Below are 20101 nucleotides of genomic sequence, written 5' to 3' on the forward strand. Positions count from 1 at the left end.
ATGGGTTCTCAAAGGAAATTGCAGAGATCAGGCCAATCAGCGATCCCCACGAACCGCCCGATAATCGGGAGCTTGCCGTGACTGTGCTGGCATCACGCCTGTTTCAAACTGCACGACAGCGCGCAAAACTCCGGCAAATTGCACGATCTCTCACCCTCGCCGCGATCATTGTGGGAGCGAGCCTGCTCGCGAAAGCGTAGTGTCAGCCGACTACAATTCTGTAGATCCAGCGCCTTCGCGAGCAGGCTCGCTCCCACATTAGTTCATCGTCGTTCTGGGAGCGGGATTCACACCAAACCGCCCCCGGTACTCACTCGGCCCAAGCCCGGTAATCTTCTTGAAGATCGCACGAAACGCGCCCGGATCCTGATAGCCCACCGTCCAGGCAATGTGGTCGATCGTGCCATTGGTGAACTCGAGCATTTCCCGCGCCTTGCCGACCCGCAAGTGCTGGCAATACTCGGTCGGTTTCAAGCCTGTCGCGGCGCGGAATCGGCGCAGGAAAGTACGCTCTTCAAGTCCCGCACGCTCAGCCATCGCCGTCAGCGAAACATCCGTCGCCCCGGTGCTTTGCAGCCAGTGCTGGACCTTGAGAATCGCCGCGTCGCCATGGCTGAGGATCGGTGCGAAATTGCTTCCGCATTCACTGGCGCTGTCGCTGTGTTCCATCACCAGAAAACGCGCGGTCGCGGTGGCGATGCTCGGGCCGAGCAAGCGATCGACCAGGCGCAACCCCAATTCCGACCAGGCCATCAGCCCGGCCGTGGTGATCAGGTCGCCGTCGTCGACAATCGGCGTGTCGGCCTTCAGCTTGATCTTCGGGTAACGCTCGGCGAAAGCCTGGGCCGAGGTCCAGTGGGTGGTGGCGCTGCGACCGTCGAGCAAGCCGCTTTCGGCGAGCATCAACGAGCCCACACAGACACCACCAAGGGTTGCGCCGCGCGCATGCTGATCGCGCAGCCATTGCGCAAGACTCACGGTCATCTGCGCCGCATCGAACCCGCCGAGGGACGGCGGAATCAGCACGGCGAGCAAACCGTCCTCGTCGCCCGGATGACTGTCATAGACCCGCGCCGGCAACTGCTCGCCATCGACCTGCCAGTGACTGACTCGCAGCACGGGCAATTGCACAGCCCGATACTCGGCAGCGATGCGATTGGCCACGGCGAACAGATCTGTCAGACCGTGCACCGCCGCCAGTTGCGCGCCGGGGTAAATCAGCACGCCCAGTTCAGCGGTGGCGGCTCTTTGTGCAGCCATTGTCAGTTTTCCCCCGTCTATTGTCGGTGCGGCCAATCCTCGAATCCTCGGCCAGCGTCAATACTGAGGCCACACCCAATCACCGTCTCGAGGACAATCCCATGGCCAAGCAAGCGCTCATCGTAGTCGATATCCAGAACGACTACTTCCCCCAAGGCAAGTGGCCGCTGGTCGGCGCCGACGCCGCTGCCGATAACGCCGCACGGCTGATCGCAGCCTTTCGCGAAACGGGCGATCCGGTGGTGCACATTCGGCATGAATTCACCTCCGAAGACGCGCCGTTTTTCACTCCCGGCTCCGAGGGCGCGAAACTGCATCCGAAAGTGCTCAACCGCGCCGACGAGCCGGTGGTGCTCAAGCACTTCGTCAACTCGTTCCGCGAAACCGAACTGAAAGCGGTGCTCGACGAACACGGGATCAACGGCCTGGTGGTGGTCGGCAGCATGAGCCATATGTGCGTCGATGGCATCGCCCGCGCGGCGGCAGACATGGGTTACAGCGTGACCGTGATTCACGATGCCTGCGCCAGCCGTGACCTGGAATTCAACGGCCTGACGGTGCCGGCCGCTCATGTGCACGCAGCATTCATGGCGGCGCTGGGTTTCGCTTATGCCAGCGTGGTATCGACTGACGAGTTCCTGAGCAGCAACGCCTAGCAACAACTGCGCAATCTACTGGCCCGCCACGTTGCGGGCCTTTTTGCGTCTGTCATGAAAATCTCACGCGTGAGTCATTGATGGCACTTTGCATTGGTTGTAGTGTGGCCCACGCGTGAGACGCTCATAACCGGATTCCAGCCATGACAAGCCGCACTCCGACGCCTGCCGCAGCCAGCCCCAAGGGCGAACGTGGCAAGACGTCAGCGAAAAAACCGTCGAGCTTCTACATGAAGCAGATGCGCGCAGGCCTGGCCGCCGCCGGTTATGTGAAACACGAAACTTGGGTGCTTCCGGAAAACCGAAGCTTGCTCAAGCAAATGGAGCAACAGCTACGCCAACCGATTCTGGCTGGCTCTTTCATGTCGGAGAAATACATGAGCGCAGGCAACAACTGGACCATCGACAGCCTCTTCAATGCCCTCAAGGCGCTGGACGAGGTGGCTTCCCAAGAGATTTCGCTGTCCCTGATCCAGAGCTCCGAGCCGAGCATCAAGCTGGAAATGAACGAATTCGGTGGTCTGCCGATTCACATCGCCCTGGCCGGCCAGCAGATCATCGTCGACACCGTGCTGGTGGACATCGATTCGATCAGCAATGTCCAGGCGTTCAACGATGCCGTACTGCGCAGCCGCGAGATGTTCCCGCTGTCTTCGATCGGGATCGAATCGATGCCGAACGGGCAGACCGTCTACAACATGTTCGGCGCCCTCAGTGCTGATTCGAGCCTGACCAACGTCGTCACCGAGGTGAAAACCCTGGTCGACAACGTGCAGCGCGCCAGCGAAGCCTTCGAACACTTCTTCAAGTAATCAACAGGGAATATCCAATGACTCAGTCCATCTGGAGCAAGTTGTTCACCGCACTGCGCGGCGGCGCCAATGAAGTTGGCGAAGCCATCGCCGACCAGCAGGCCCTGCGCATCCTCGATCAGGAAATCCGCGACGCCGACACCGCGCTGTCCAATGCCCGCCGCGAACTGGTGACGATCATGGCCAAGCACAAACTGGCCGCCGACCGCGTCAGCGAATACGACGCCAAGATCAAGGACCTCGAAGCCAAGGCTGTGGCCGCGTTGAATGCCGGCCGTGAAGACCTGGCGCTGGAAGTGGCCGAAGCGATTTCGACCCTGACCAACGACCTTGCTGCCGAGAAGAAACTCAGCGATGAATTCGGCGCCTACGCCGACAACATGCGCAAAGACATCAGCAAAGCCGAATCGCGGATCAAGAGCCTGCGCCAGCAAGTGGACATGGCCAAGGCCCGCGACAGCGTGCAGAAAGCCCAGGTCAGCGCCTCGATTGCCAGCGGCGGCGCCAACGGCAAACTGGAAACTGCGGTCGGCACCCTGAACCGCCTGCAAGCCAAGCAGCAGCAACGCGCTGCCGAACTGAGCGCAGCGGACGAACTGGCCGACGCCTCCACCGGCAACGACCTGGAACGCAAACTGCGCGACGCCGGCATCACGCCGAACGAAGGCAGCGCCAATGCGATCCTTGAGCGGCTGAAGCAGAAGTCCGCGCAGTAAGGACTGAACGGTAACTTGTGGGAGCGAGCCTGCTCGCGAAAGCGTCGTGACAGTCAAATAATCGAGTGACTGACACAACCCATTCGCGAGCAGGCTCGCTCCCACATGGTTTTGCGGCGTAATTGCCCCTGCTCGTTCACCGCTTCGCCCGTTACACTACCGCCACTTTTTCACCCGAACACCTCCACCCGCTTCAAGGAACGTACCCATGGGATGGTTTAAAGACTTGCTCGGCACCAGCAATTGGCAGACCGCTGCGCCAACGAGCACCGGCGCCAGCGGCCCGCTGGGCATGGCTCAAGGCAAAGGCGTGCGCTTCGACACGACCCTGGCGTTGCTGCTGGAAGGCTCGACTTCGGTGCGGGTGCCATTCGATCAAGCGGTGTGGAGCGCCGGCTGGGTCGATCTCGGCCAGTCCAACAAACTGCACCGCTATTACATGAACGACGAGGATTTCTGGGTGCAGATCCACGTCACCGGCGATGATCAGGTCGAGTCGGTCACCCTGTTCAATTACCTCAGCTACGTGACGGTCAACAGTGACGCCGAACTGCAGCGTCTGGCCGGCCCCAACAGCCTGATCGGTCTGCCGACCTACCACCACGACGGTGTTGAATACACCCGCGAATGGGGCACCGAACTGCATCAGACCGAACTGGTGCCAATGACCGAACACGTGGTCAATCCGGACGAGTCCTACACCATCAAGCACCACGCCATGCTGTATGCCCGCGACACCGGCCTGACCGATCGCCGCGAACTGCTGCTGTTCTCCGTCGAACAGGACGAAGAAGGCACCGTCAGCCTGAGCACTTCGCTGGGCATCTCGCTGTACACGACTGATTTGAGCGCCATCTAAAAAAGGAAGTTTTTCATGCTGGAAGTCTTGGCCGTTTCTCTGAACAAAACCGCGCTGGTCGGTTTCGTCGTCTACCTGATCGGCGCCGTGTTGCTGTTCATGCTGTTTCAATTCGTCTACACGCGCATCACCGCGCACAAGGAATTCGAGCTGATCCGCGCCGGCAACACTGCCGCCGCCATTGCCCTGTCCGGGGCGATCATCGGTTTCGCGATTCCGGCGAGCAACGTGATCGCCTACTCGGTCAACGTGCTCGACTTTGTCCTCTGGGCGGTCATCGCCGCCGTTGTGCAATTGCTGGCGTTTGTCGCTACCGGGCTGGTGCTCAAGGGCACTTCCCAGCGCATCGCCAACGGCGAAGTGGCGGCCGGCATCTATGTGGCTGCCGTGGCGATCAGCGTCGGCATGCTCAATGCCGCGTGCATGACCCCGTCCCACTGACCGGCAGGAAGCCTCTCGATGAAACGCAGCAAATACGTGCAATTGTCCCTCGCCGCATCGGTGGCGATGGCGATTTCCGGTGAAGCAGCGGCGCTGGATCAGCCGCGCAATTTCCAGAGCGTTGAACAGTGTGTCGACGCCGAATTGGCCGCCGATCTCTGCTCCAGCGCCTACGTCGCCGCCCTGAACGAGCACCGTCGCATCGCCCCGGCTTACACCGACAAGGCCAAGTGCGACGCAGACTTTGCCGCTGGCTGGTGTCAGAAAAATTCCGATGGCCGTTTCGTGCCGAAACTCGGCGGCTTCAAAGTGCCGGGCAATGCCGAGACGCCGCAAGATCTCGATGCCATCGCCAATTCGCAAATGCCGGCGGGAGACACCACCAGCAGCAGTGCCAGCCACGGCGGCTCGCACTATTCCGGTGGCTCAGGTGGCGGCGGCAATGGCTGGCTGACCGGCTGGCTGATCGGCAACGCAATGAGCAACAACGCCGAACGCACCGTTTACCGTGATCGCGAAACGCGCCAGCCGTACAACACCTCAACGCAGTACCGCCGAGCTGACACAACCTCGCGCAGCCAGTCGGATTACGAGAGCAGCAAGAGCAAACCGGTGAACGTTGCGTCGTCGACTTCGCGCGGCGGTTTCGGCAGCCAGTCCAGCGCCCGCAGCGGTTGGGGTGGCTGGGGCAGCAGTTCCGGACGCTCGAGCAGCTGACATGAAAAAGATCCACTGCGCCGAGCGCCCCGACTGGAAACACACCGCCGAAAGCCTCGGTTTCATGTTCCACACCATCGACGACGAACCGTACTGGGACGAAAGCGCCTACTACCAGTTCAGCCTGGCGCAGATCGAAAACGATCTCGAAGACCCGACCACCGAACTGCACGAGATGTGCATGGACCTGGTGGATCGCGTCGTCAACAGCGAGGAGTTGCTCGATCGCCTGAGTATCCCGGCGGCGTACTACGACATGATCCGCACCTCCTGGCGCGAGGGTCATCCGCATCTGTACGGTCGCATGGACTTTTCGTACAGCGGCAACGGGCCGGCGAAACTGCTGGAGCTCAACTACGACACGCCGACCAGCCTCTATGAGGCGGCGGCGTTTCAGTGGGGCTGGCTGGAACAGTGCATCGAGCGTGGCACGCTGCCGCCACATGCTGACCAGTTCAACAGCATCGACACCAAGCTGCATCAGGCCTTCGCGGAATTGCAGTTGAAGCGGCCGTTTTATTTCGCCTCGATGAAAGACTCGGTCGAAGACAAAGGCACCACCGATTACCTGCGGCTGATCGCGGAAAAGGTCGGCATCGAATCACGCCACATCGATATCGAAGACATTGGCCTGACGGCTGAAGGTCGTTTCGTCGATCTGCAGGATCGCTGGATCCCGCACCTGTTCAAGCTGCACGCCTGGGAATTCATCTTCCACGAGCCGTTCGGCGCAGCGATCGCCGAATGCGATACGCAGTTTTTCGAACCGGCGTGGAAGGCGATTCTGTCGAACAAAGGTGCCCTGCCGCTGCTGTGGGAATTGCACAAGGGACATCCGAATCTGCTCGCTGCGCACCTTGATCCGAATCCGCAGAGTGCGGTGCCGAAGGGCTGGGTGCGCAAGCCGTACTTTTCCCGCGAAGGTGCCAACATCGAACTGCAAACAGTGGAAGGTCTGATCGTCAAAGAGGACGGGCCTTACACCGATGCGCCATTCATCCTGCAGGAGTTCGCACCGCTGCCGAAGTTTGGCGACAGCTACACGCTGATTGGCTCGTGGGTGATTGGCGATGAGGCAGCGGGGATTGGTGTGCGTGAAGACAATAGTCTGATCACCAAGGATTCAAGTCGATTTTTGCCGCACCTGATCCTCGACTGAAACAATTCCTCATGTAGGAGCTGACGAGTGCAACGAGGCTGCGATCTTTTGATCTTCAGAAGCAACGTCAAAAGATCGCAGCCTCGTTGCACTCGTCAGCTCCTACAGGTGATAAGGGTCGCGCTGAAATAGCCTCACAAAAAAAACCCGTCGTTTAAGCGACGGGCCTTTTTCATTCAAGACGGTTACAGCGGCAAATCAGAACGGAATATCGTCATCGAAGCTGTCGAAATCCGGAGCCGGTTGCGGTGCGGCCTGCTGCGGTGCTTGCGGAGCCGAACGCTGCTGTGGAGCCGACTGCTGCGGGCGCGGTGCCTGCTGACGTGGCGCCTGCTGCTGGTAGTTGTTGCCGCCGCCTTGCTGGTCGCCCTGTTGTGGACGGCCGCCCAGCAGTTGCATGGTGCCTTGCATGTCGACCACGATTTCAGTGGTGTAACGCTTGATGCCGTCCTTTTCCCACTCGCGGGTCTGCAACTTGCCTTCGATGTAGACCTGCGAACCCTTGCGCAGGTATTCGCCAGCGATCTCGGCAACCTTGCCGAACATCGACACACGGTGCCACTCGGTTTTCTCGACCTTCTGACCGGTCTGCTTGTCGGTCCATTGTTCGCTGGTGGCCAGACTCAGGTTGGTCACGGCATTACCGTTAGGCAGGTAGCGAACTTCGGGATCCTGGCCGCAAGTGCCGACCAATATGACTTTGTTAACCCCACGGGCCATAACGTTCTCCTAAGCGTCGCACGCAGCCCCGGCCGGGTTGTTGACCAGGCGTTCGAGGGTGGTGCGATCCACTAATTCTTTGTCCAGTTTGATGTAAACAGCCGCCTCTTCGGCGACTATCACTGCATCTGTTACCCCTACCAGGGCCTTGAGGCGCTCGACCAGACCCGCTTCGCGGATCGCTTCGGGCGACAACGGCAAGCGCAGGCTCGTCACGTAGGGAGGTTCGCGCATGGTAACAGCAAAGGCCAGCCAAAGTGCAGCCAGCGCGGCGCATCCGAGGAACACAACCGACAGACCGCCATGCTGGAACAACCAGCCGCCGAGTATCCCGCCGAGTGCCGAACCGAGGAACTGGCTGGTGGAGTACACGCCCATGGCCGTGCCCTTGCCGCCTGCCGGTGAAACCTTGCTGATCAGCGACGGCAACGATGCCTCGAGCAGATTGAACGCGGTGAAAAACACCACCGTACCGATCACCAGAGCACGCAGGCTGTCGCCGAACTGCCAGAAGAATAGTTCAGTCAGCATCAATGTCATGACGGCGCCGAGCAAAACTCGTTTCATTTTGCGTTTCTTCTCGCCGTAGATAATGAACGGGATCATGGCGAAGAACGAAATCAGCAGCGCGGTGAGGTAGACCCACCAGTGCTGTTCCTTGGGCAAACCGGCTTTTTCCACCAGTGCCAGCGGCAAGGCGACGAAGCTCGACATCAACATGGCATGTAACACAAAGATGCCCAGATCCAGGCGCAGCAGGTCGGGGTGCTTGAGCGTCGGCATCAGTGCCTGCCGGGCGACGCCGGACTCACGGTGCTGCAACGGCCCGGTGGATTGCGGCACCATGAACATGATGATCAGGATGCCGACCAGCGCCATGGCGCCAGTGGCGAGGAACAGCCCGGACAGCCCGAACGCACTGGTCAGTAACGGCCCGACCACCATGGCCACGGCGAACGACAGGCCGATGGTCATGCCGATCATCGCCATGGCTTTGGTGCGATGCTGCTCGCGGGTCAGGTCGGAAAGCAGCGCCATCACCGCTGCGGAAATCGCCCCGGCGCCCTGCAGGATTCGCCCGGCGATCACGCCCCAGATCGAATCGGCCTGGGAAGCCAGAACACTGCCGAGAGCGAAGACGATCAGGCCGAGGTAGATCACCGGCCGGCGACCGATGCGGTCGGAAATGATCCCGAACGGAATCTGGAAAATTGCCTGGGTCAGACCGTAAGCGCCAATCGCCAGCCCGATCAGGGCCGGGGTCGCTCCCGCCAGATCCATGCCATAGGTCGCCAGCACCGGCAACACCATGAACATGCCAAGCATACGGAAGGCGAACACCAGGGCCAGACCGCTCGCCGCGCGGGTCTCGCTGCCACTCATGCGTTCGCTGTGGGGATCGTGCATGGAAAAACCTCGTGTGAACCGGCGGCGATTCTACCAGTCCCATCGGAAGACGGGGTATATCGCGACGCTATGACGCGTATAGATGAAACTCTCTTCATGAACGGCAAAACGCCCTTCGTTTGATAGTGTGCATCCATCCAGTATTTGCCCGTATACTCCTACGTTTTCGACGCCCGCCAAGCGAGGCCACTTTGGACAAGATCCTGATACGTGGGGCCCGTACCCACAACCTGAAGAACATCGACCTGACCCTGCCACGGGACAAGCTGATCGTCATCACCGGCCTGTCCGGATCCGGCAAGTCGTCCCTGGCGTTCGACACGCTGTATGCCGAAGGTCAGCGCCGCTATGTCGAATCGCTGTCGGCTTACGCTCGGCAGTTCCTGTCGATGATGGAAAAACCCGACGTCGACACCATCGAAGGCCTGTCGCCGGCGATCTCCATCGAACAGAAGTCGACCTCGCACAACCCGCGTTCCACGGTCGGCACCATCACCGAAATCTACGACTACCTGCGCTTGCTCTATGCCCGCGTGGGTACGCCGCGTTGCCCGGATCACGACATTCCACTGGAGGCGCAGACCGTCAGCCAGATGGTCGATCTGGTGCTGGCGCAGCCGGAAGGCAGCAAACTCATGCTGCTGGCGCCGGTGATCCGCGAACGCAAGGGCGAACACCTGTCGGTCTTCGAGGAATTGCGTGCGCAAGGTTTCGTCCGCGCCCGGGTCAACGGACGCATTTGCGAGCTCGACGAGCTGCCGAAGCTGGATAAACAGAAGAAGCATTCGATCGATGTGATCGTTGACCGCTTCAAGGTCCGCGCCGATCTGCAGCAGCGCCTCGCCGAGTCTTTCGAGACTGCGCTGAAACTCGCCGACGGCATTGCCCTGGTCGCGCCGATGGACGACGAGCCCGGCGAAGAAATGATCTTCTCCGCACGCTTCGCCTGCCCGATCTGCGGCCATGCGATCAGCGAGCTGGAACCCAAGCTGTTTTCCTTCAACAACCCGGCCGGCGCCTGCCCGACCTGTGATGGCCTGGGTGTGAAGCAGTTCTTCGACATCAAGCGTCTGGTCAATGGCGAGCTGACCCTGGCCGAGGGCGCGATCCGTGGCTGGGACCGGCGCAACGTCTATTACTTCCAGATGCTTGGCTCGCTCGCCTCGCACTACAAATTCAGTCTGGACAAGCCCTTCAACGAGCTGAGCGCCGAGCAGCAGAAGTTCATCCTGCATGGCAGCGGCTCGCAGAACGTCGACTTCAAATACCTGAACGACCGTGGCGACATCGTCAAACGCTCGCACCCGTTCGAAGGCATCGTGCCGAATCTTGAGCGCCGCTATCGCGAAACCGAATCGGCGAGCGTGCGCGAAGAGCTGGCCAAGTTCCTCAGCCATCAGGCCTGCCCGGATTGCCGTGGCACGCGTTTGCGCCGCGAAGCGCGGCACGTCTGGGTCGGCGAGAAAACCCTGCCGGCAGTGACCAATCTGCCGATCGGCGATGCCTGTGAATACTTCGGTGCGCTGAAGATGACAGGGCGACGCGGCGAGATCGCCGACAAGATCCTCAAGGAAATCCGCGAGCGTCTGCAATTTCTGGTCAACGTCGGCCTCGACTATCTGTCGCTGGATCGCAGTGCCGACACATTGTCCGGTGGCGAGGCGCAACGGATTCGTCTGGCAAGCCAGATTGGCGCCGGCCTGGTCGGCGTTCTGTATATCCTCGATGAACCATCCATTGGCTTGCATCAGCGCGACAACGACCGGCTGCTCGGTACGCTCAAGCATTTGCGCGATATCGGCAACACGGTGATCGTGGTCGAGCATGATGAAGACGCGATTCGTCTGGCTGACTATGTCGTCGATATCGGCCCGGGCGCCGGTGTGCACGGCGGGCAGATCGTTGCCGAGGGCACGCCGGACGAAGTCATGGCACACCCTGATTCGCTGACCGGCAAATACCTGTCCGGCCGGGTGAAGATCGAAGTGCCGGCCAAACGCACCCCACGCAACAAGAAGCTCAACCTGTCGCTCAAGGGTGCGCGCGGCAACAATCTGCGCAATGTCGATCTGGACATCCCGATCGGCTTGCTGACGTGCGTGACTGGCGTATCCGGTTCGGGTAAATCGACACTGATCAACAACACGCTGTTCCCGCTGAGCGCCACGGCGCTCAATGGCGCGACCACGCTGGAAGCGGCTGCACATGACAGCATCAAAGGTCTGGAACATCTCGACAAAGTCGTCGATATCGACCAGAGCCCGATCGGCCGCACGCCGCGCTCCAACCCAGCGACCTATACCGGGCTGTTCACGCCGATCCGCGAACTGTTTGCCGGCGTGCCCGAGTCGCGCTCCCGGGGTTACGGCCCGGGGCGTTTCTCGTTCAACGTCAAGGGCGGTCGCTGCGAAGCGTGCCAGGGCGACGGCCTGATCAAGGTGGAAATGCACTTTCTGCCGGACATCTACGTGCCCTGCGATGTGTGCAAGAGCAAGCGCTACAACCGCGAAACCCTTGAAATCAAGTACAAGGGCAAGAGCATCCACGAGACCCTCGAAATGACCATCGAGGAAGCTCGGGAGTTCTTCGATGCAGTGCCGGCACTGGCGCGCAAGCTGCAAACGCTGATGGATGTCGGCCTGTCCTACATCAAGCTCGGGCAGTCGGCGACGACCCTGTCCGGCGGTGAAGCACAGCGGGTCAAGTTGTCGCGCGAGCTGTCCAAACGCGATACCGGCAAGACCCTGTACATCCTCGACGAGCCGACCACCGGCCTGCACTTCGCCGATATCCAGCAGTTACTCGATGTTCTGCATCGTCTGCGCGATCACGGCAACACCGTGGTGGTGATCGAGCATAACCTCGATGTGATCAAGACCGCTGACTGGCTGGTGGACCTCGGTCCTGAAGGCGGTTCCAAGGGCGGGCAGATCATTGCCACCGGTACGCCGGAGGAAGTTGCCGAGATGAAGCAATCTCACACCGGCCATTACCTCAAGCCGCTGCTGATCCGCGATCGGGCGTAACTGCCAGGCATGAAAAAGCCCCTGTCACCGTTGAGGTGCCAGGGGCTTTTTTGTACCCGGTGCAATCAGGACGCGTGGGATTGCAGGTAGTTCTCGAGACCGATCAGCTTGATCAGGCCCAGCTGCTTTTCCAGCCAGTAGGTGTGATCTTCTTCGGTGTCATTGAGTTGAACCCGCAGAATCTCACGGCTGACGTAATCCTGATGCTGCTCGCAAAGCTCGATGCCTTTGCACAGCGCAGCGCGGACTTTGTATTCGAGGCGCAGATCAGCTTCGAGCATCGTAGGCACGGTGGTACCGACGTCCAGATCATCCGGACGCATGCGCGGCGTGCCTTCAAGCATCAGAATCCGCCGCATCAATGCATCGGCGTGGCCGGCTTCTTCTTCCATCTCGTGGTTGATGCGCTCGTAGAGCTTGGTGAACCCCCAGTCCTCATACATCCGCGAATGAACGAAATATTGGTCACGCGCGGCCAGCTCGCCGGTCAGCAACGTATTGAGGTAATCGATTACATCTGGGTGGCCTTGCATCGCCCTACATCTCCCTTCCTGAAAGTCTGTAGTTTGAACCAACCTGACTGGAAGGTCACTCACCGCACGCAATAAAAGCGAAGATATTCTGAGAAAACCAGGCCAAATAACGCAAAAACCGCCCAAATGAGGGCGGTTCTGCTTCTCGTTTAGACTTCGTTAAGCTGTAGGCTGAGCAGCTTTGCGATTGCTTCTCCATACGCTGGATCGGCTTTGTAGAAATGCTGCAACTGGCGATCGACGACGTCGCTGGAAACACCCGCCATCGCACCGGCAATGTTGCTGACCAGCAGCGCTTTTTGCTCTTCGCTCATCAAGCGGAACAAGGCACCGGCATGGCTGTAGTAGTCGGTGTCTTCGCGGTGATCATAGCGATCAGCGGCACCGCTCAAGGCCAGCGCTGGCTCAGCGTAATGTGGCGCTTGCTTCGGCGACTCAACGTAGCTGTTCGGTTCATAGTTCGGCGCCGCGCCGCCATTGCTGCCGAACGCCATAGAGCCGTCACGCTGATAAGTATTCACCGGGCTGCGCGGAGCGTTCACCGGCAATTGCTGGTGGTTGGTGCCCACACGGTAGCGGTGCGCGTCAGCGTAGGCGAATACGCGACCCTGCAGCATACGGTCCGGCGACAGACCCACGCCTGGCACCATGTTGCTCGGGCCAAACGCAGCCTGTTCAACTTCAGCGAAGTAGTTCAGCGGGTTGCGGTTCAACTCCAGCTCACCAACTTCGATCAACGGAAACTCCTTCTGCGACCAGGTCTTGGTCACGTCGAATGGGTTCTCGTAATGAGCCGCCGCTTGCGCTTCGGTCATGATCTGAATGCACACGCGCCATTTCGGGAATTCACCGCGCTCGATGGCCTCGAACAGGTCACGCTGCGCATAGTCCGGGTCGGTACCGGCCAAACGGGCGGCCTCGGCTGGTGCCAGGTTCTTGATGCCTTGCTGAGTCTTGTAGTGCCACTTCACCCAGTGACGCTCGCCCTTGGCGTTGATCAGGCTGTAAGTGTGACTGCCGAAGCCATGCATATGGCGATAGCCGTCAGGGATGCCACGATCAGAAAACAGGATAGTGACCTGGTGCAGCGCCTCAGGCGAATGCGACCAGAAATCCCACATCATCTGCGCGCTTTTCAAGTTGCTTTGCGGCAGACGCTTTTGCGTGTGGATAAAGTCCGGAAACTTCAGCGGATCACGGATGAAGAACACTGGCGTGTTGTTGCCAACGATGTCCCAGTTGCCTTCCTCGGTGTAGAACTTCAAGGCGAAGCCGCGCGGATCGCGCTCAGTGTCGGCCGAACCACGCTCGCCACCTACGGTAGAAAAGCGCAGAAAGGTTGGCGTTTGCTTGCCTACCGATTCAAACAGCTTGGCACTGGTGTATTCCGTGATGTCACGGGTGACGGTGAACGTACCGTAAGCGCCCGAACCTTTAGCGTGGACACGGCGCTCGGGAATGTTTTCACGGTTGAAGTGCGCGAGTTTTTCGATGAGATGGAAATCGTCGAGAAGCAGCGGACCGCGTGGGCCGGCGGAACGGGAATTCTGGTTATCAGCGACTGGCGCGCCACTGGCGGTTGTAAGCGTCTTGGTCTGGCTCATGCGGTCTTCTTCCTCTGTCAGTCTTGAACTGCCGGCTAATGGGCTTGGAGGGAAGTATTGATCATCGACGTTACAGCTACAAATTCATTAACCTGCAAGCATCGATAGATAATTACTAATTATGTTTTCCCGGCACATAGTGGCAGTTCAACCATGTCAGAAACTTGTATGGACGGCGCATTTCTTACAGACACAAAAAACCGGGCACTAGGCCCGGTTCTTTGTTTCAGACTGACGTCTTACTCGGCGGATACAGCTTCGCCAGCAGTAGCACGATCAACCAACTCGACGTACGCCATAGGCGCGTTGTCGCCAGCGCGGAAACCGCACTTGAGGATGCGCAGGTAGCCACCCTCACGGGTAGCGTAACGCTTGCCCAGGTCGTTGAAGAGCTTACCAACGATAGCTTTCGAACGAGTACGGTCGAAAGCCAGACGGCGGTTAGCCAGGCTGTCTGTCTTGGCCAGAGTGATCAGCGGCTCGGCAACGCGGCGCAGTTCTTTGGCTTTTGGCAGAGTAGTTTTGATCAGCTCGTGCTCGAACAGCGACACCGCCATGTTTTGGAACATGGCCTTGCGGTGCGAGCTGGTGCGGCTCAGGTGACGACCACTTTTACGATGACGCATGGTTCATTCCTTACCAAACACTACGTTCGGTGATTACGACGATCAGGCAGTCGCCTTGTCGTCCTTCTTAAGACTTGCAGGCGGCCAGTTGTCGAGGCGCATGCCGAGGGACAGACCGCGGGAGGCCAGAACGTCCTTGATTTCAGTCAAGGATTTCTTGCCCAGGTTCGGAGTCTTCAACAGCTCTACTTCGGTACGCTGAATCAGGTCGCCGATGTAGTAGATGTTTTCCGCCTTAAGGCAGTTAGCCGAACGTACAGTCAGTTCCAGATCGTCAACCGGGCGAAGCAGGATCGGATCGATCTCGTCTTCCTGCTCGACAACCAGCGGCTCACTTTCACCTTTGAGGTCGACGAACGCAGCCAGCTGCTGTTGCAGGATGGTTGCAGCGCGACGGATAGCCTCTTCAGGATCCAGGGTACCGTTGGTTTCCAGATCAATAACCAGCTTGTCCAGGTTGGTACGCTGTTCGACACGGGCGTTTTCCACCACGTAAGCGATACGGCGAACCGGGCTGAACGAAGAGTCGAGCTGCAAGCGACCGATGCTGCGGCTTTCGTCTTCATCGCTCTGACGCGAGTCGGCTGGTTCATAACCACGACCACGAGCTACGGTGAGCTTCATGTTCAGGGCGCCGTTAGACGCCAGGTTAGCGATTACGTGATCGGGATTAACGATCTCGACATCATGATCCAGCTGAATATCGGCAGCGGTAACCACCCCCGAACCCTTCTTCGACAAGGTCAGCGTAACTTCGTCACGACCGTGCAGCTTGATGGCCAGACCTTTAAGGTTCAACAGGATTTCAATTACGTCTTCCTGTACACCTTCGATGGCGCTGTACTCGTGGAGCACACCGTCAATCTCGGCCTCGACTACTGCGCAGCCGGGCATTGAGGACAACAGGATGCGGCGCAGCGCGTTGCCCAGGGTGTGGCCAAAACCACGCTCGAGAGGCTCGAGAGTGATCTTGGCGCGGGTTGGACTGACAACCTGCACATCAATGTGGCGGGGTGTCAGGAACTCATTTACCGAAATCTGCATGGATGCACCTATTTTCTAGCCCTTACTTGGAGTAGAGCTCGACAATCAGGCTTTCGTTGATGTCGGCGGACAGATCACTGCGAGCAGGAACGTTCTTGAAAACGCCCGACTTCTTCTCAGTGTCTACTTCTACCCATTCTACGCGGCCACGTTGGGCACACAGATCGAGAGCTTGGACAATGCGAAGCTGGTTTTTTGCTTTCTCGCGAACTGCAACCACGTCACCAGCACGAACCTGATACGACGGAACGTTTACGGTCTGACCGTTAACGCTGATCGACTTGTGCGATACCAGTTGACGGGATTCGGCACGAGTCGAACCAAAGCCCATACGGTATACAACGTTGTCCAGACGGCATTCGAGCAGTTGCAGCAGGTTTTCACCGGTTGCACCTTTCTTGCCAGCAGCTTCTTTGTAGTAGCCGCTGAACTGACGCTCGAGAACGCCGTAGATACGACGGACCTTCTGCTTTTCACGCAGTTGGGTGCCGTAGTCGGATTGGCGACCGCGGCGCTGGCCGTGGATACCAGGTGCTGCTTCAATGTTGCACTTCGATTCGATCGCGCGCACGCCGCTCTTCAGGAAGAGATCGGTGCCTTCGCGACGAGCGAGTTTGCATTTTGGACCAATGTAACGAGCCATTCTTTACAATCTCCTGGATTACACGCGGCGCTTCTTCGGCGGACGGCACCCGTTGTGCGGGATTGGCGTCACGTCGGTGATGCTGGCGATCTTGTAGCCACAGCCGTTCAAAGCGCGGACTGCGGATTCACGACCTGGACCTGGACCCTTGACGTTGACGTCGAGGTTTTTCAGGCCGTATTCCAGCGCAGCTTGACCAGCACGTTCAGCAGCTACTTGAGCAGCGAACGGGGTGGACTTGCGGGAACCGCGGAAACCCGAACCACCGGAGGTAGCCCAGGAAAGAGCGTTACCTTGACGGTCGGTAATGGTCACGATGGTGTTGTTAAAAGATGCATGGATGTGGGCGATGCCATCAACCACTGTCTTTTTAACTTTTTTACGAGGACGAGCAGCAGGTTTTGCCATGATTAAATTCCTGTCGATTCGCTGGGGCGATTACTTGCGGATCGGCTTACGCGGACCTTTACGGGTACGCGCGTTGGTCTTGGTACGCTGACCGCGTACTGGCAGACCACGACGATGACGCAGACCGCGATAGCAACCGAGGTCCATCAAGCGCTTGATTTTCATGTTGATTTCGCGACGCAGGTCACCTTCAGTGGTGAACTTCGCCACTTCGCCACGCAGCTGTTCAATTTGCTCGTCGCTCAGATCTTTGATCTTTGCTGCTGGGTTTACCCCAGTCACTGCACAGATCTTCTGCGCAGTAGTGCGACCAACACCATAGATGTAGGTCAGCGAGATAACAGTATGCTTGTTATCTGGAATGTTAACGCCTGCAATACGGGCCATTCAGTGGGACTCCAATTGACAGCTACCTACGCCCCGGAAGCCAAGAAATAGGGCGCGAGATAATATCGCTGTAATAACAAATAATCAACCCGGTAGCGCACTAGCTACCGGGCTTGAAGCACAATCACACTCAGCCTTGGCGCTGTTTGTGACGCGGTTCCGCGCTGCAAATTACTCGAACAACACCTTCGCGGCGAATAATCTTGCAGTTACGGCACAGCTTTTTCACCGATGCACGAACTTTCATCACCAACTCCTCGAACCTTATGGGTACTCAGCGCAACATGCCGCTGCCGTAACCCTTCAGGTTGGCTTTCTTCATCAGGGATTCGTACTGGTGCGAAACGAGGTGCGATTGTACTTGGGACATGAAGTCCATCACAACCACGACCACGATCAGCAACGAGGTCCCGCCAAGGTAGAACGGAACGTTTGCTGCAACCACCAGGAATTGGGGCAACAGGCACACGGCCGTCATGTAAAGAGCACCGAACAGGGTCAAGCGGGTCAGAACGCCATCAATATAGCGCGCAGACTGCTCACCTGGACGAATGCCCGGAATAAAGGCACCGGACTTCTTCAGGTTTTCCGCTACGTCTTTCGGATTGAACATCAACGCCGTATAGAAGAAGCAGAAGAAAATAATCCCTGCACTAAACAGCAGAATATTCAACGGCTGACCAGGAGCGATCGACTGCGAGATGTCCTGCAACCAGCCCATACCTTCAGACTGACCGAACCAGGCACCCAACGAAGCCGGGAACAGCAAAATGCTGCTCGCGAAAATAGCCGGAATAACACCGGCCATGTTCACCTTCAGCGGCAAGTGGCTTGTCTGCGCAGCAAAAACCTTGCGGCCCTGCTGACGCTTGGCGTAATGAACAGCGATACGACGCTGACCACGCTCAATGAACACCACGAAACCGATAATCGCTACTGCCAGCAAACCGATGGCAACCAGGGCGAAGATGTTGATATCGCCCTGACGCGCAGACTCGAAAGACTGCCCGATTGCTCTCGGAAGACCGGCGACGATACCCGAAAAAATCAACATCGAGATACCGTTGCCAACACCACGCTCAGTAATCTGCTCACCCAGCCACATCATGAACATCGCACCAGCCACAAATGTGGTTACCGCGACGAAATGGAAGCCAAAGTCACCAGTGAACGCGACGCCCTGCCCCGCCAGACCAATGGACATGCCAATAGCCTGGACCAGAGCGAGAGCGACGGTGAGGTAGCGGGTGTACTGGCTAATCTTGCGACGGCCAGCTTCACCTTCCTTCTTCAACTGCTCCAGCTGCGGGCTGACGGCGGTCATCAATTGCATGATGATCGATGCCGAAATGTACGGCATGATCCCCAGTGCAAAGATGCTCATCCGTTCCAGCGCGCCGCCGGAGAACATGTTGAACAAGCTAAGAATGGTCCCCTCATTCTGTCGAAACAGGTCTGCGAGTCGGTCCGGGTTGATACCTGGAACCGGGATGTGTGCGCCTATTCGGTAGACGATAATCGCCAGGAACAGAAAACGCAGACGAGCCCAGAGTTCAGACATACCGCCTTTGCCGAGCGCAGAGAGAGCACCTTGCTTAGCCATTTATTCCTCGAACTTGCCGCCAGCTGCTTCGATAGCCGCACGCGCACCTTTGGTGGCGCCGATTCCCTTGCCGATAGTGACAGCGCGAGTCACTTCACCGGACAGCATGATTTTCACACGCTGTACGTTGACGTTGATCACGTTGGCATCTTTCAGGGACTGCACAGTAACGATGTCGCCTTCCACTTTAGCCAGCTCGGACAAACGCACTTCTGCGCGATCCATGGCTTTCAGGGAAACGAAACCGAACTTAGGCAGACGACGATGCAGCGGCTGTTGACCGCCTTCAAAGCCTGGAGCGATGGTGCCACCGGAGCGGGAGGTCTGACCTTTGTGACCACGGCCACCAGTCTTGCCCAAACCACTACCGATACCACGGCCCGGACGATGCTTTTCGCGACGGGAACCCGGCGCTGGACTCAGATCATTGAGTTTCATCGATTAACCCTCGACACGCAGCATGTAGTAAGCCTTGTTGATCATCCCGCGATTCTCGGGAGTATCCTGGACTTCTACAGTGTGACCGATGCGACGCAGACCCAGACCCTTAACGCACAGTTTGTGGTTAGGGATGCGGCCGGTCATGCTTTTGATCAGCGTAACTTTAACGGTAGCCATGATTACTTGATCTCCTCAACACGCAGGCCACGCTTGGCAGCGATGGACTCAGGAGACTGCATAGCCTTCAGACCCTTGAAAGTGGCGTGAACCACGTTTACCGGGTTAGTCGAGCCGTAGCACTTGGCCAGAACGTTCTGAACGCCAGCAACTTCGAGGACAGCACGCATAGCGCCGCCAGCGATGATACCGGTACCTTCAGAAGCAGGCTGCATGTACACCTTCGAAGCGCCGTGAGCGGACTTCATCGCGTACTGCAGAGTGGTGCCGTTCAGGTCAACTTGAATCATGTTACGGCGAGCAGCTTCCATTGCCTTCTGGATCGCAGCAGGCACTTCACGCGACTTGCCACGGCCGAAGCCAACACGCCCTTTACCATCACCAACCACGGTCAACGCGGTGAAAGTGAAGATACGGCCGCCTTTAACGGTTTTGGCTACGCGGTTAACTTGAACCAGCTTCTCGATGTAGCCTTCGTCGCGCTTTTGGTCGTTATTTGACATAACTTAGAACTCCAGCCCAGCTTCACGAGCAGCATCAGCCAGCGCTTTAACGCGGCCATGGTACTTGAAGCCAGAGCGGTCGAAAGCCACTTGCGATACGCCAGCGGCCTTAGCACGCGTAGCGACCAGCTGGCCAACCTTTGTGGCCGCGTCGATGTTGCCAGTGGCACCATCACGCAGTTCTTTATCCAAAGTCGAGGCACTTGCCAGGACTTTGTTGCCGTCGGCCGAGATGACCTGGGCGTAGATGTGCTGCGACGAGCGGAACACGCAGAGACGCACGACTTCGAGTTCGTGCATTTTCAGGCGTGCTTTGCGAGCGCGACGCAGTCGAGTAACTTTTTTGTCGGTCATTTGCT

Annotated in this window: 24 protein-coding genes; 8 read left to right on the forward strand and 16 right to left on the reverse strand. The window is 58.4% G+C overall.

Annotated elements, in window-relative coordinates; all coding sequences use genetic code 11:
* Positions 1-258 precede the first annotated feature (258 nt).
* Complete coding sequence (locus AB4N85_RS18555) at positions 259-1260, reverse strand: GlxA family transcriptional regulator (RefSeq protein ID WP_252868370.1); 1002 nt, start codon at positions 1258-1260, stop codon at positions 259-261.
* Positions 1261-1361: 101 nt separating this feature from the next.
* Between AB4N85_RS18555 and AB4N85_RS18560 the strand changes: the two genes are divergently transcribed.
* The 7 genes from AB4N85_RS18560 (at position 1362) to AB4N85_RS18590 (ending at position 6620) form a co-directional block, all read left to right on the forward strand.
* Complete coding sequence (locus tag AB4N85_RS18560; RefSeq protein ID WP_252868371.1) at positions 1362-1916, forward strand: cysteine hydrolase family protein; 555 nt, start codon at positions 1362-1364, stop codon at positions 1914-1916.
* Between the two features lie 230 nt (positions 1917-2146).
* Positions 2147-2728: a YjfI family protein gene (locus AB4N85_RS18565; RefSeq protein WP_225914461.1), complete on the forward strand. Its 582-nt coding sequence runs from the start codon at positions 2147-2149 to the stop codon at positions 2726-2728.
* A gap of 17 nt (positions 2729-2745) precedes the next feature.
* Complete coding sequence (locus tag AB4N85_RS18570) at positions 2746-3444, forward strand: PspA/IM30 family protein (RefSeq protein ID WP_041477670.1); 699 nt, start codon at positions 2746-2748, stop codon at positions 3442-3444.
* Between the two features lie 208 nt (positions 3445-3652).
* Complete coding sequence (locus AB4N85_RS18575; RefSeq protein ID WP_024014515.1) at positions 3653-4303, forward strand: DUF2491 family protein; 651 nt, start codon at positions 3653-3655, stop codon at positions 4301-4303.
* A 15-nt stretch (positions 4304-4318) separates the two neighbouring features.
* Complete coding sequence (locus AB4N85_RS18580) at positions 4319-4744, forward strand: DUF350 domain-containing protein (RefSeq protein ID WP_016772952.1); 426 nt, start codon at positions 4319-4321, stop codon at positions 4742-4744.
* An 18-nt stretch (positions 4745-4762) separates the two neighbouring features.
* Positions 4763-5461 (forward strand): DUF1190 domain-containing protein, encoded by a 699-nt coding sequence (locus AB4N85_RS18585; RefSeq protein WP_041477668.1) that lies wholly within the window; start codon positions 4763-4765, stop codon positions 5459-5461.
* Position 5462: 1 nt separating this feature from the next.
* Positions 5463-6620 carry a glutathionylspermidine synthase family protein gene (locus AB4N85_RS18590; RefSeq protein WP_460065424.1) on the forward strand — a complete coding sequence of 386 codons (1158 nt, stop codon included), beginning with the start codon at positions 5463-5465 and terminating at the stop codon, positions 6618-6620.
* A gap of 198 nt (positions 6621-6818) precedes the next feature.
* Here AB4N85_RS18590 and AB4N85_RS18595 read toward each other — a convergent pair whose 3' ends face one another.
* Positions 6819-7340 (reverse strand): single-stranded DNA-binding protein, encoded by a 522-nt coding sequence (locus AB4N85_RS18595; protein ID WP_041477666.1) that lies wholly within the window; start codon positions 7338-7340, stop codon positions 6819-6821.
* Positions 7341-7349: 9 nt separating this feature from the next.
* The gene (locus tag AB4N85_RS18600; RefSeq protein WP_041477665.1) at positions 7350-8747 is read right to left on the reverse strand and encodes an MFS transporter; all 1398 of its coding nucleotides are present in this window, start codon (positions 8745-8747) and stop codon (positions 7350-7352) included.
* A 191-nt stretch (positions 8748-8938) separates the two neighbouring features.
* Between AB4N85_RS18600 and uvrA the strand changes: the two genes are divergently transcribed.
* On the forward strand, positions 8939-11773 hold the full coding sequence (uvrA, locus tag AB4N85_RS18605) for an excinuclease ABC subunit UvrA (protein WP_041477664.1): 2835 nt from the start codon (positions 8939-8941) through the stop codon (positions 11771-11773).
* 65 nt (positions 11774-11838) lie between these two features.
* Here the strand turns inward: uvrA and bfr are convergent, their stop codons facing one another.
* The 13 genes from bfr to rplR form a co-directional block, all read right to left on the reverse strand.
* Positions 11839-12306, reverse strand: coding sequence for a bacterioferritin (bfr, locus tag AB4N85_RS18610; protein ID WP_130912285.1), 468 nt, complete (start codon positions 12304-12306; stop codon positions 11839-11841).
* Positions 12307-12455: 149 nt separating this feature from the next.
* Entirely contained in the window at positions 12456-13910 is a 1455-nt protein-coding gene (locus AB4N85_RS18615) for a catalase (protein WP_095181967.1), read from the reverse strand.
* Between the two features lie 239 nt (positions 13911-14149).
* Positions 14150-14536: a 50S ribosomal protein L17 gene (rplQ, locus tag AB4N85_RS18620; RefSeq protein ID WP_003176402.1), complete on the reverse strand. Its 387-nt coding sequence runs from the start codon at positions 14534-14536 to the stop codon at positions 14150-14152.
* Positions 14537-14578: 42 nt separating this feature from the next.
* On the reverse strand, positions 14579-15580 hold the full coding sequence (locus tag AB4N85_RS18625) for a DNA-directed RNA polymerase subunit alpha (protein WP_016772946.1): 1002 nt from the start codon (positions 15578-15580) through the stop codon (positions 14579-14581).
* A 22-nt stretch (positions 15581-15602) separates the two neighbouring features.
* Positions 15603-16223 carry a 30S ribosomal protein S4 gene (gene rpsD, locus AB4N85_RS18630; protein ID WP_003176404.1) on the reverse strand — a complete coding sequence of 207 codons (621 nt, stop codon included), beginning with the start codon at positions 16221-16223 and terminating at the stop codon, positions 15603-15605.
* An 18-nt stretch (positions 16224-16241) separates the two neighbouring features.
* On the reverse strand, positions 16242-16631 hold the full coding sequence (gene rpsK / locus AB4N85_RS18635) for a 30S ribosomal protein S11 (RefSeq protein WP_002555466.1): 390 nt from the start codon (positions 16629-16631) through the stop codon (positions 16242-16244).
* A gap of 30 nt (positions 16632-16661) precedes the next feature.
* Positions 16662-17018 (reverse strand): 30S ribosomal protein S13, encoded by a 357-nt coding sequence (gene rpsM / locus AB4N85_RS18640; RefSeq protein WP_003186020.1) that lies wholly within the window; start codon positions 17016-17018, stop codon positions 16662-16664.
* 130 nt (positions 17019-17148) lie between these two features.
* The gene (gene rpmJ / locus AB4N85_RS18645; RefSeq protein WP_002555468.1) at positions 17149-17265 is read right to left on the reverse strand and encodes a 50S ribosomal protein L36; all 117 of its coding nucleotides are present in this window, start codon (positions 17263-17265) and stop codon (positions 17149-17151) included.
* 27 nt (positions 17266-17292) lie between these two features.
* Complete coding sequence (secY, locus tag AB4N85_RS18650) at positions 17293-18621, reverse strand: preprotein translocase subunit SecY (RefSeq protein ID WP_016772945.1); 1329 nt, start codon at positions 18619-18621, stop codon at positions 17293-17295.
* Positions 18622-19059, reverse strand: a complete 438-nt coding sequence (gene rplO, locus AB4N85_RS18655) for a 50S ribosomal protein L15 (RefSeq protein ID WP_003228720.1) — start codon at positions 19057-19059, stop codon at positions 18622-18624.
* Positions 19060-19062: 3 nt separating this feature from the next.
* A complete protein-coding gene (rpmD, locus tag AB4N85_RS18660) occupies positions 19063-19239 on the reverse strand; it encodes a 50S ribosomal protein L30 (protein ID WP_003176408.1) in 177 nt (58 codons plus the stop codon).
* A gap of 2 nt (positions 19240-19241) precedes the next feature.
* Positions 19242-19742, reverse strand: coding sequence for a 30S ribosomal protein S5 (gene rpsE, locus AB4N85_RS18665; protein ID WP_007955637.1), 501 nt, complete (start codon positions 19740-19742; stop codon positions 19242-19244).
* Positions 19743-19745: 3 nt separating this feature from the next.
* Positions 19746-20096, reverse strand: coding sequence for a 50S ribosomal protein L18 (rplR, locus tag AB4N85_RS18670; protein ID WP_003186037.1), 351 nt, complete (start codon positions 20094-20096; stop codon positions 19746-19748).
* Between the last annotated feature and the right edge of the window lie 5 nt (positions 20097-20101).

The organism is Pseudomonas sp. H1_G08, from assembly GCF_054681355.1.

Bases quoted from the DNA above. Each gene is read 5' to 3' on its own strand.
- AB4N85_RS18555 (WP_252868370.1), bottom strand. From the start codon at position 1,260: ATGGCTGCACAAAGAGCCGCCACCGCTGAACTGGGCGTGCTGATTTAC.
- AB4N85_RS18560 (WP_252868371.1), top strand. From the start codon at position 1,362: ATGGCCAAGCAAGCGCTCATCGTAGTCGATATCCAGAACGACTACTTC.
- AB4N85_RS18565 (WP_225914461.1), top strand. From the start codon at position 2,147: ATGAAGCAGATGCGCGCAGGCCTGGCCGCCGCCGGTTATGTGAAACAC.
- AB4N85_RS18570 (WP_041477670.1), top strand. From the start codon at position 2,746: ATGACTCAGTCCATCTGGAGCAAGTTGTTCACCGCACTGCGCGGCGGC.
- AB4N85_RS18575 (WP_024014515.1), top strand. From the start codon at position 3,653: ATGGGATGGTTTAAAGACTTGCTCGGCACCAGCAATTGGCAGACCGCT.
- AB4N85_RS18580 (WP_016772952.1), top strand. From the start codon at position 4,319: ATGCTGGAAGTCTTGGCCGTTTCTCTGAACAAAACCGCGCTGGTCGGT.
- AB4N85_RS18585 (WP_041477668.1), top strand. From the start codon at position 4,763: ATGAAACGCAGCAAATACGTGCAATTGTCCCTCGCCGCATCGGTGGCG.
- AB4N85_RS18590 (WP_460065424.1), top strand. From the start codon at position 5,463: ATGAAAAAGATCCACTGCGCCGAGCGCCCCGACTGGAAACACACCGCC.
- AB4N85_RS18595 (WP_041477666.1), bottom strand. From the start codon at position 7,340: ATGGCCCGTGGGGTTAACAAAGTCATATTGGTCGGCACTTGCGGCCAG.
- AB4N85_RS18600 (WP_041477665.1), bottom strand. From the start codon at position 8,747: ATGCACGATCCCCACAGCGAACGCATGAGTGGCAGCGAGACCCGCGCG.
- bfr (WP_130912285.1), bottom strand. From the start codon at position 12,306: ATGCAAGGCCACCCAGATGTAATCGATTACCTCAATACGTTGCTGACC.
- AB4N85_RS18615 (WP_095181967.1), bottom strand. From the start codon at position 13,910: ATGAGCCAGACCAAGACGCTTACAACCGCCAGTGGCGCGCCAGTCGCT.
- rplQ (WP_003176402.1), bottom strand. From the start codon at position 14,536: ATGCGTCATCGTAAAAGTGGTCGTCACCTGAGCCGCACCAGCTCGCAC.
- AB4N85_RS18625 (WP_016772946.1), bottom strand. From the start codon at position 15,580: ATGCAGATTTCGGTAAATGAGTTCCTGACACCCCGCCACATTGATGTG.
- rpsD (WP_003176404.1), bottom strand. From the start codon at position 16,223: ATGGCTCGTTACATTGGTCCAAAATGCAAACTCGCTCGTCGCGAAGGC.
- rpsK (WP_002555466.1), bottom strand. From the start codon at position 16,631: ATGGCAAAACCTGCTGCTCGTCCTCGTAAAAAAGTTAAAAAGACAGTG.
- rpsM (WP_003186020.1), bottom strand. From the start codon at position 17,018: ATGGCCCGTATTGCAGGCGTTAACATTCCAGATAACAAGCATACTGTT.
- rpmJ (WP_002555468.1), bottom strand. From the start codon at position 17,265: ATGAAAGTTCGTGCATCGGTGAAAAAGCTGTGCCGTAACTGCAAGATT.
- secY (WP_016772945.1), bottom strand. From the start codon at position 18,621: ATGGCTAAGCAAGGTGCTCTCTCTGCGCTCGGCAAAGGCGGTATGTCT.
- rplO (WP_003228720.1), bottom strand. From the start codon at position 19,059: ATGAAACTCAATGATCTGAGTCCAGCGCCGGGTTCCCGTCGCGAAAAG.
- rpmD (WP_003176408.1), bottom strand. From the start codon at position 19,239: ATGGCTACCGTTAAAGTTACGCTGATCAAAAGCATGACCGGCCGCATC.
- rpsE (WP_007955637.1), bottom strand. From the start codon at position 19,742: ATGTCAAATAACGACCAAAAGCGCGACGAAGGCTACATCGAGAAGCTG.
- rplR (WP_003186037.1), bottom strand. From the start codon at position 20,096: ATGACCGACAAAAAAGTTACTCGACTGCGTCGCGCTCGCAAAGCACGC.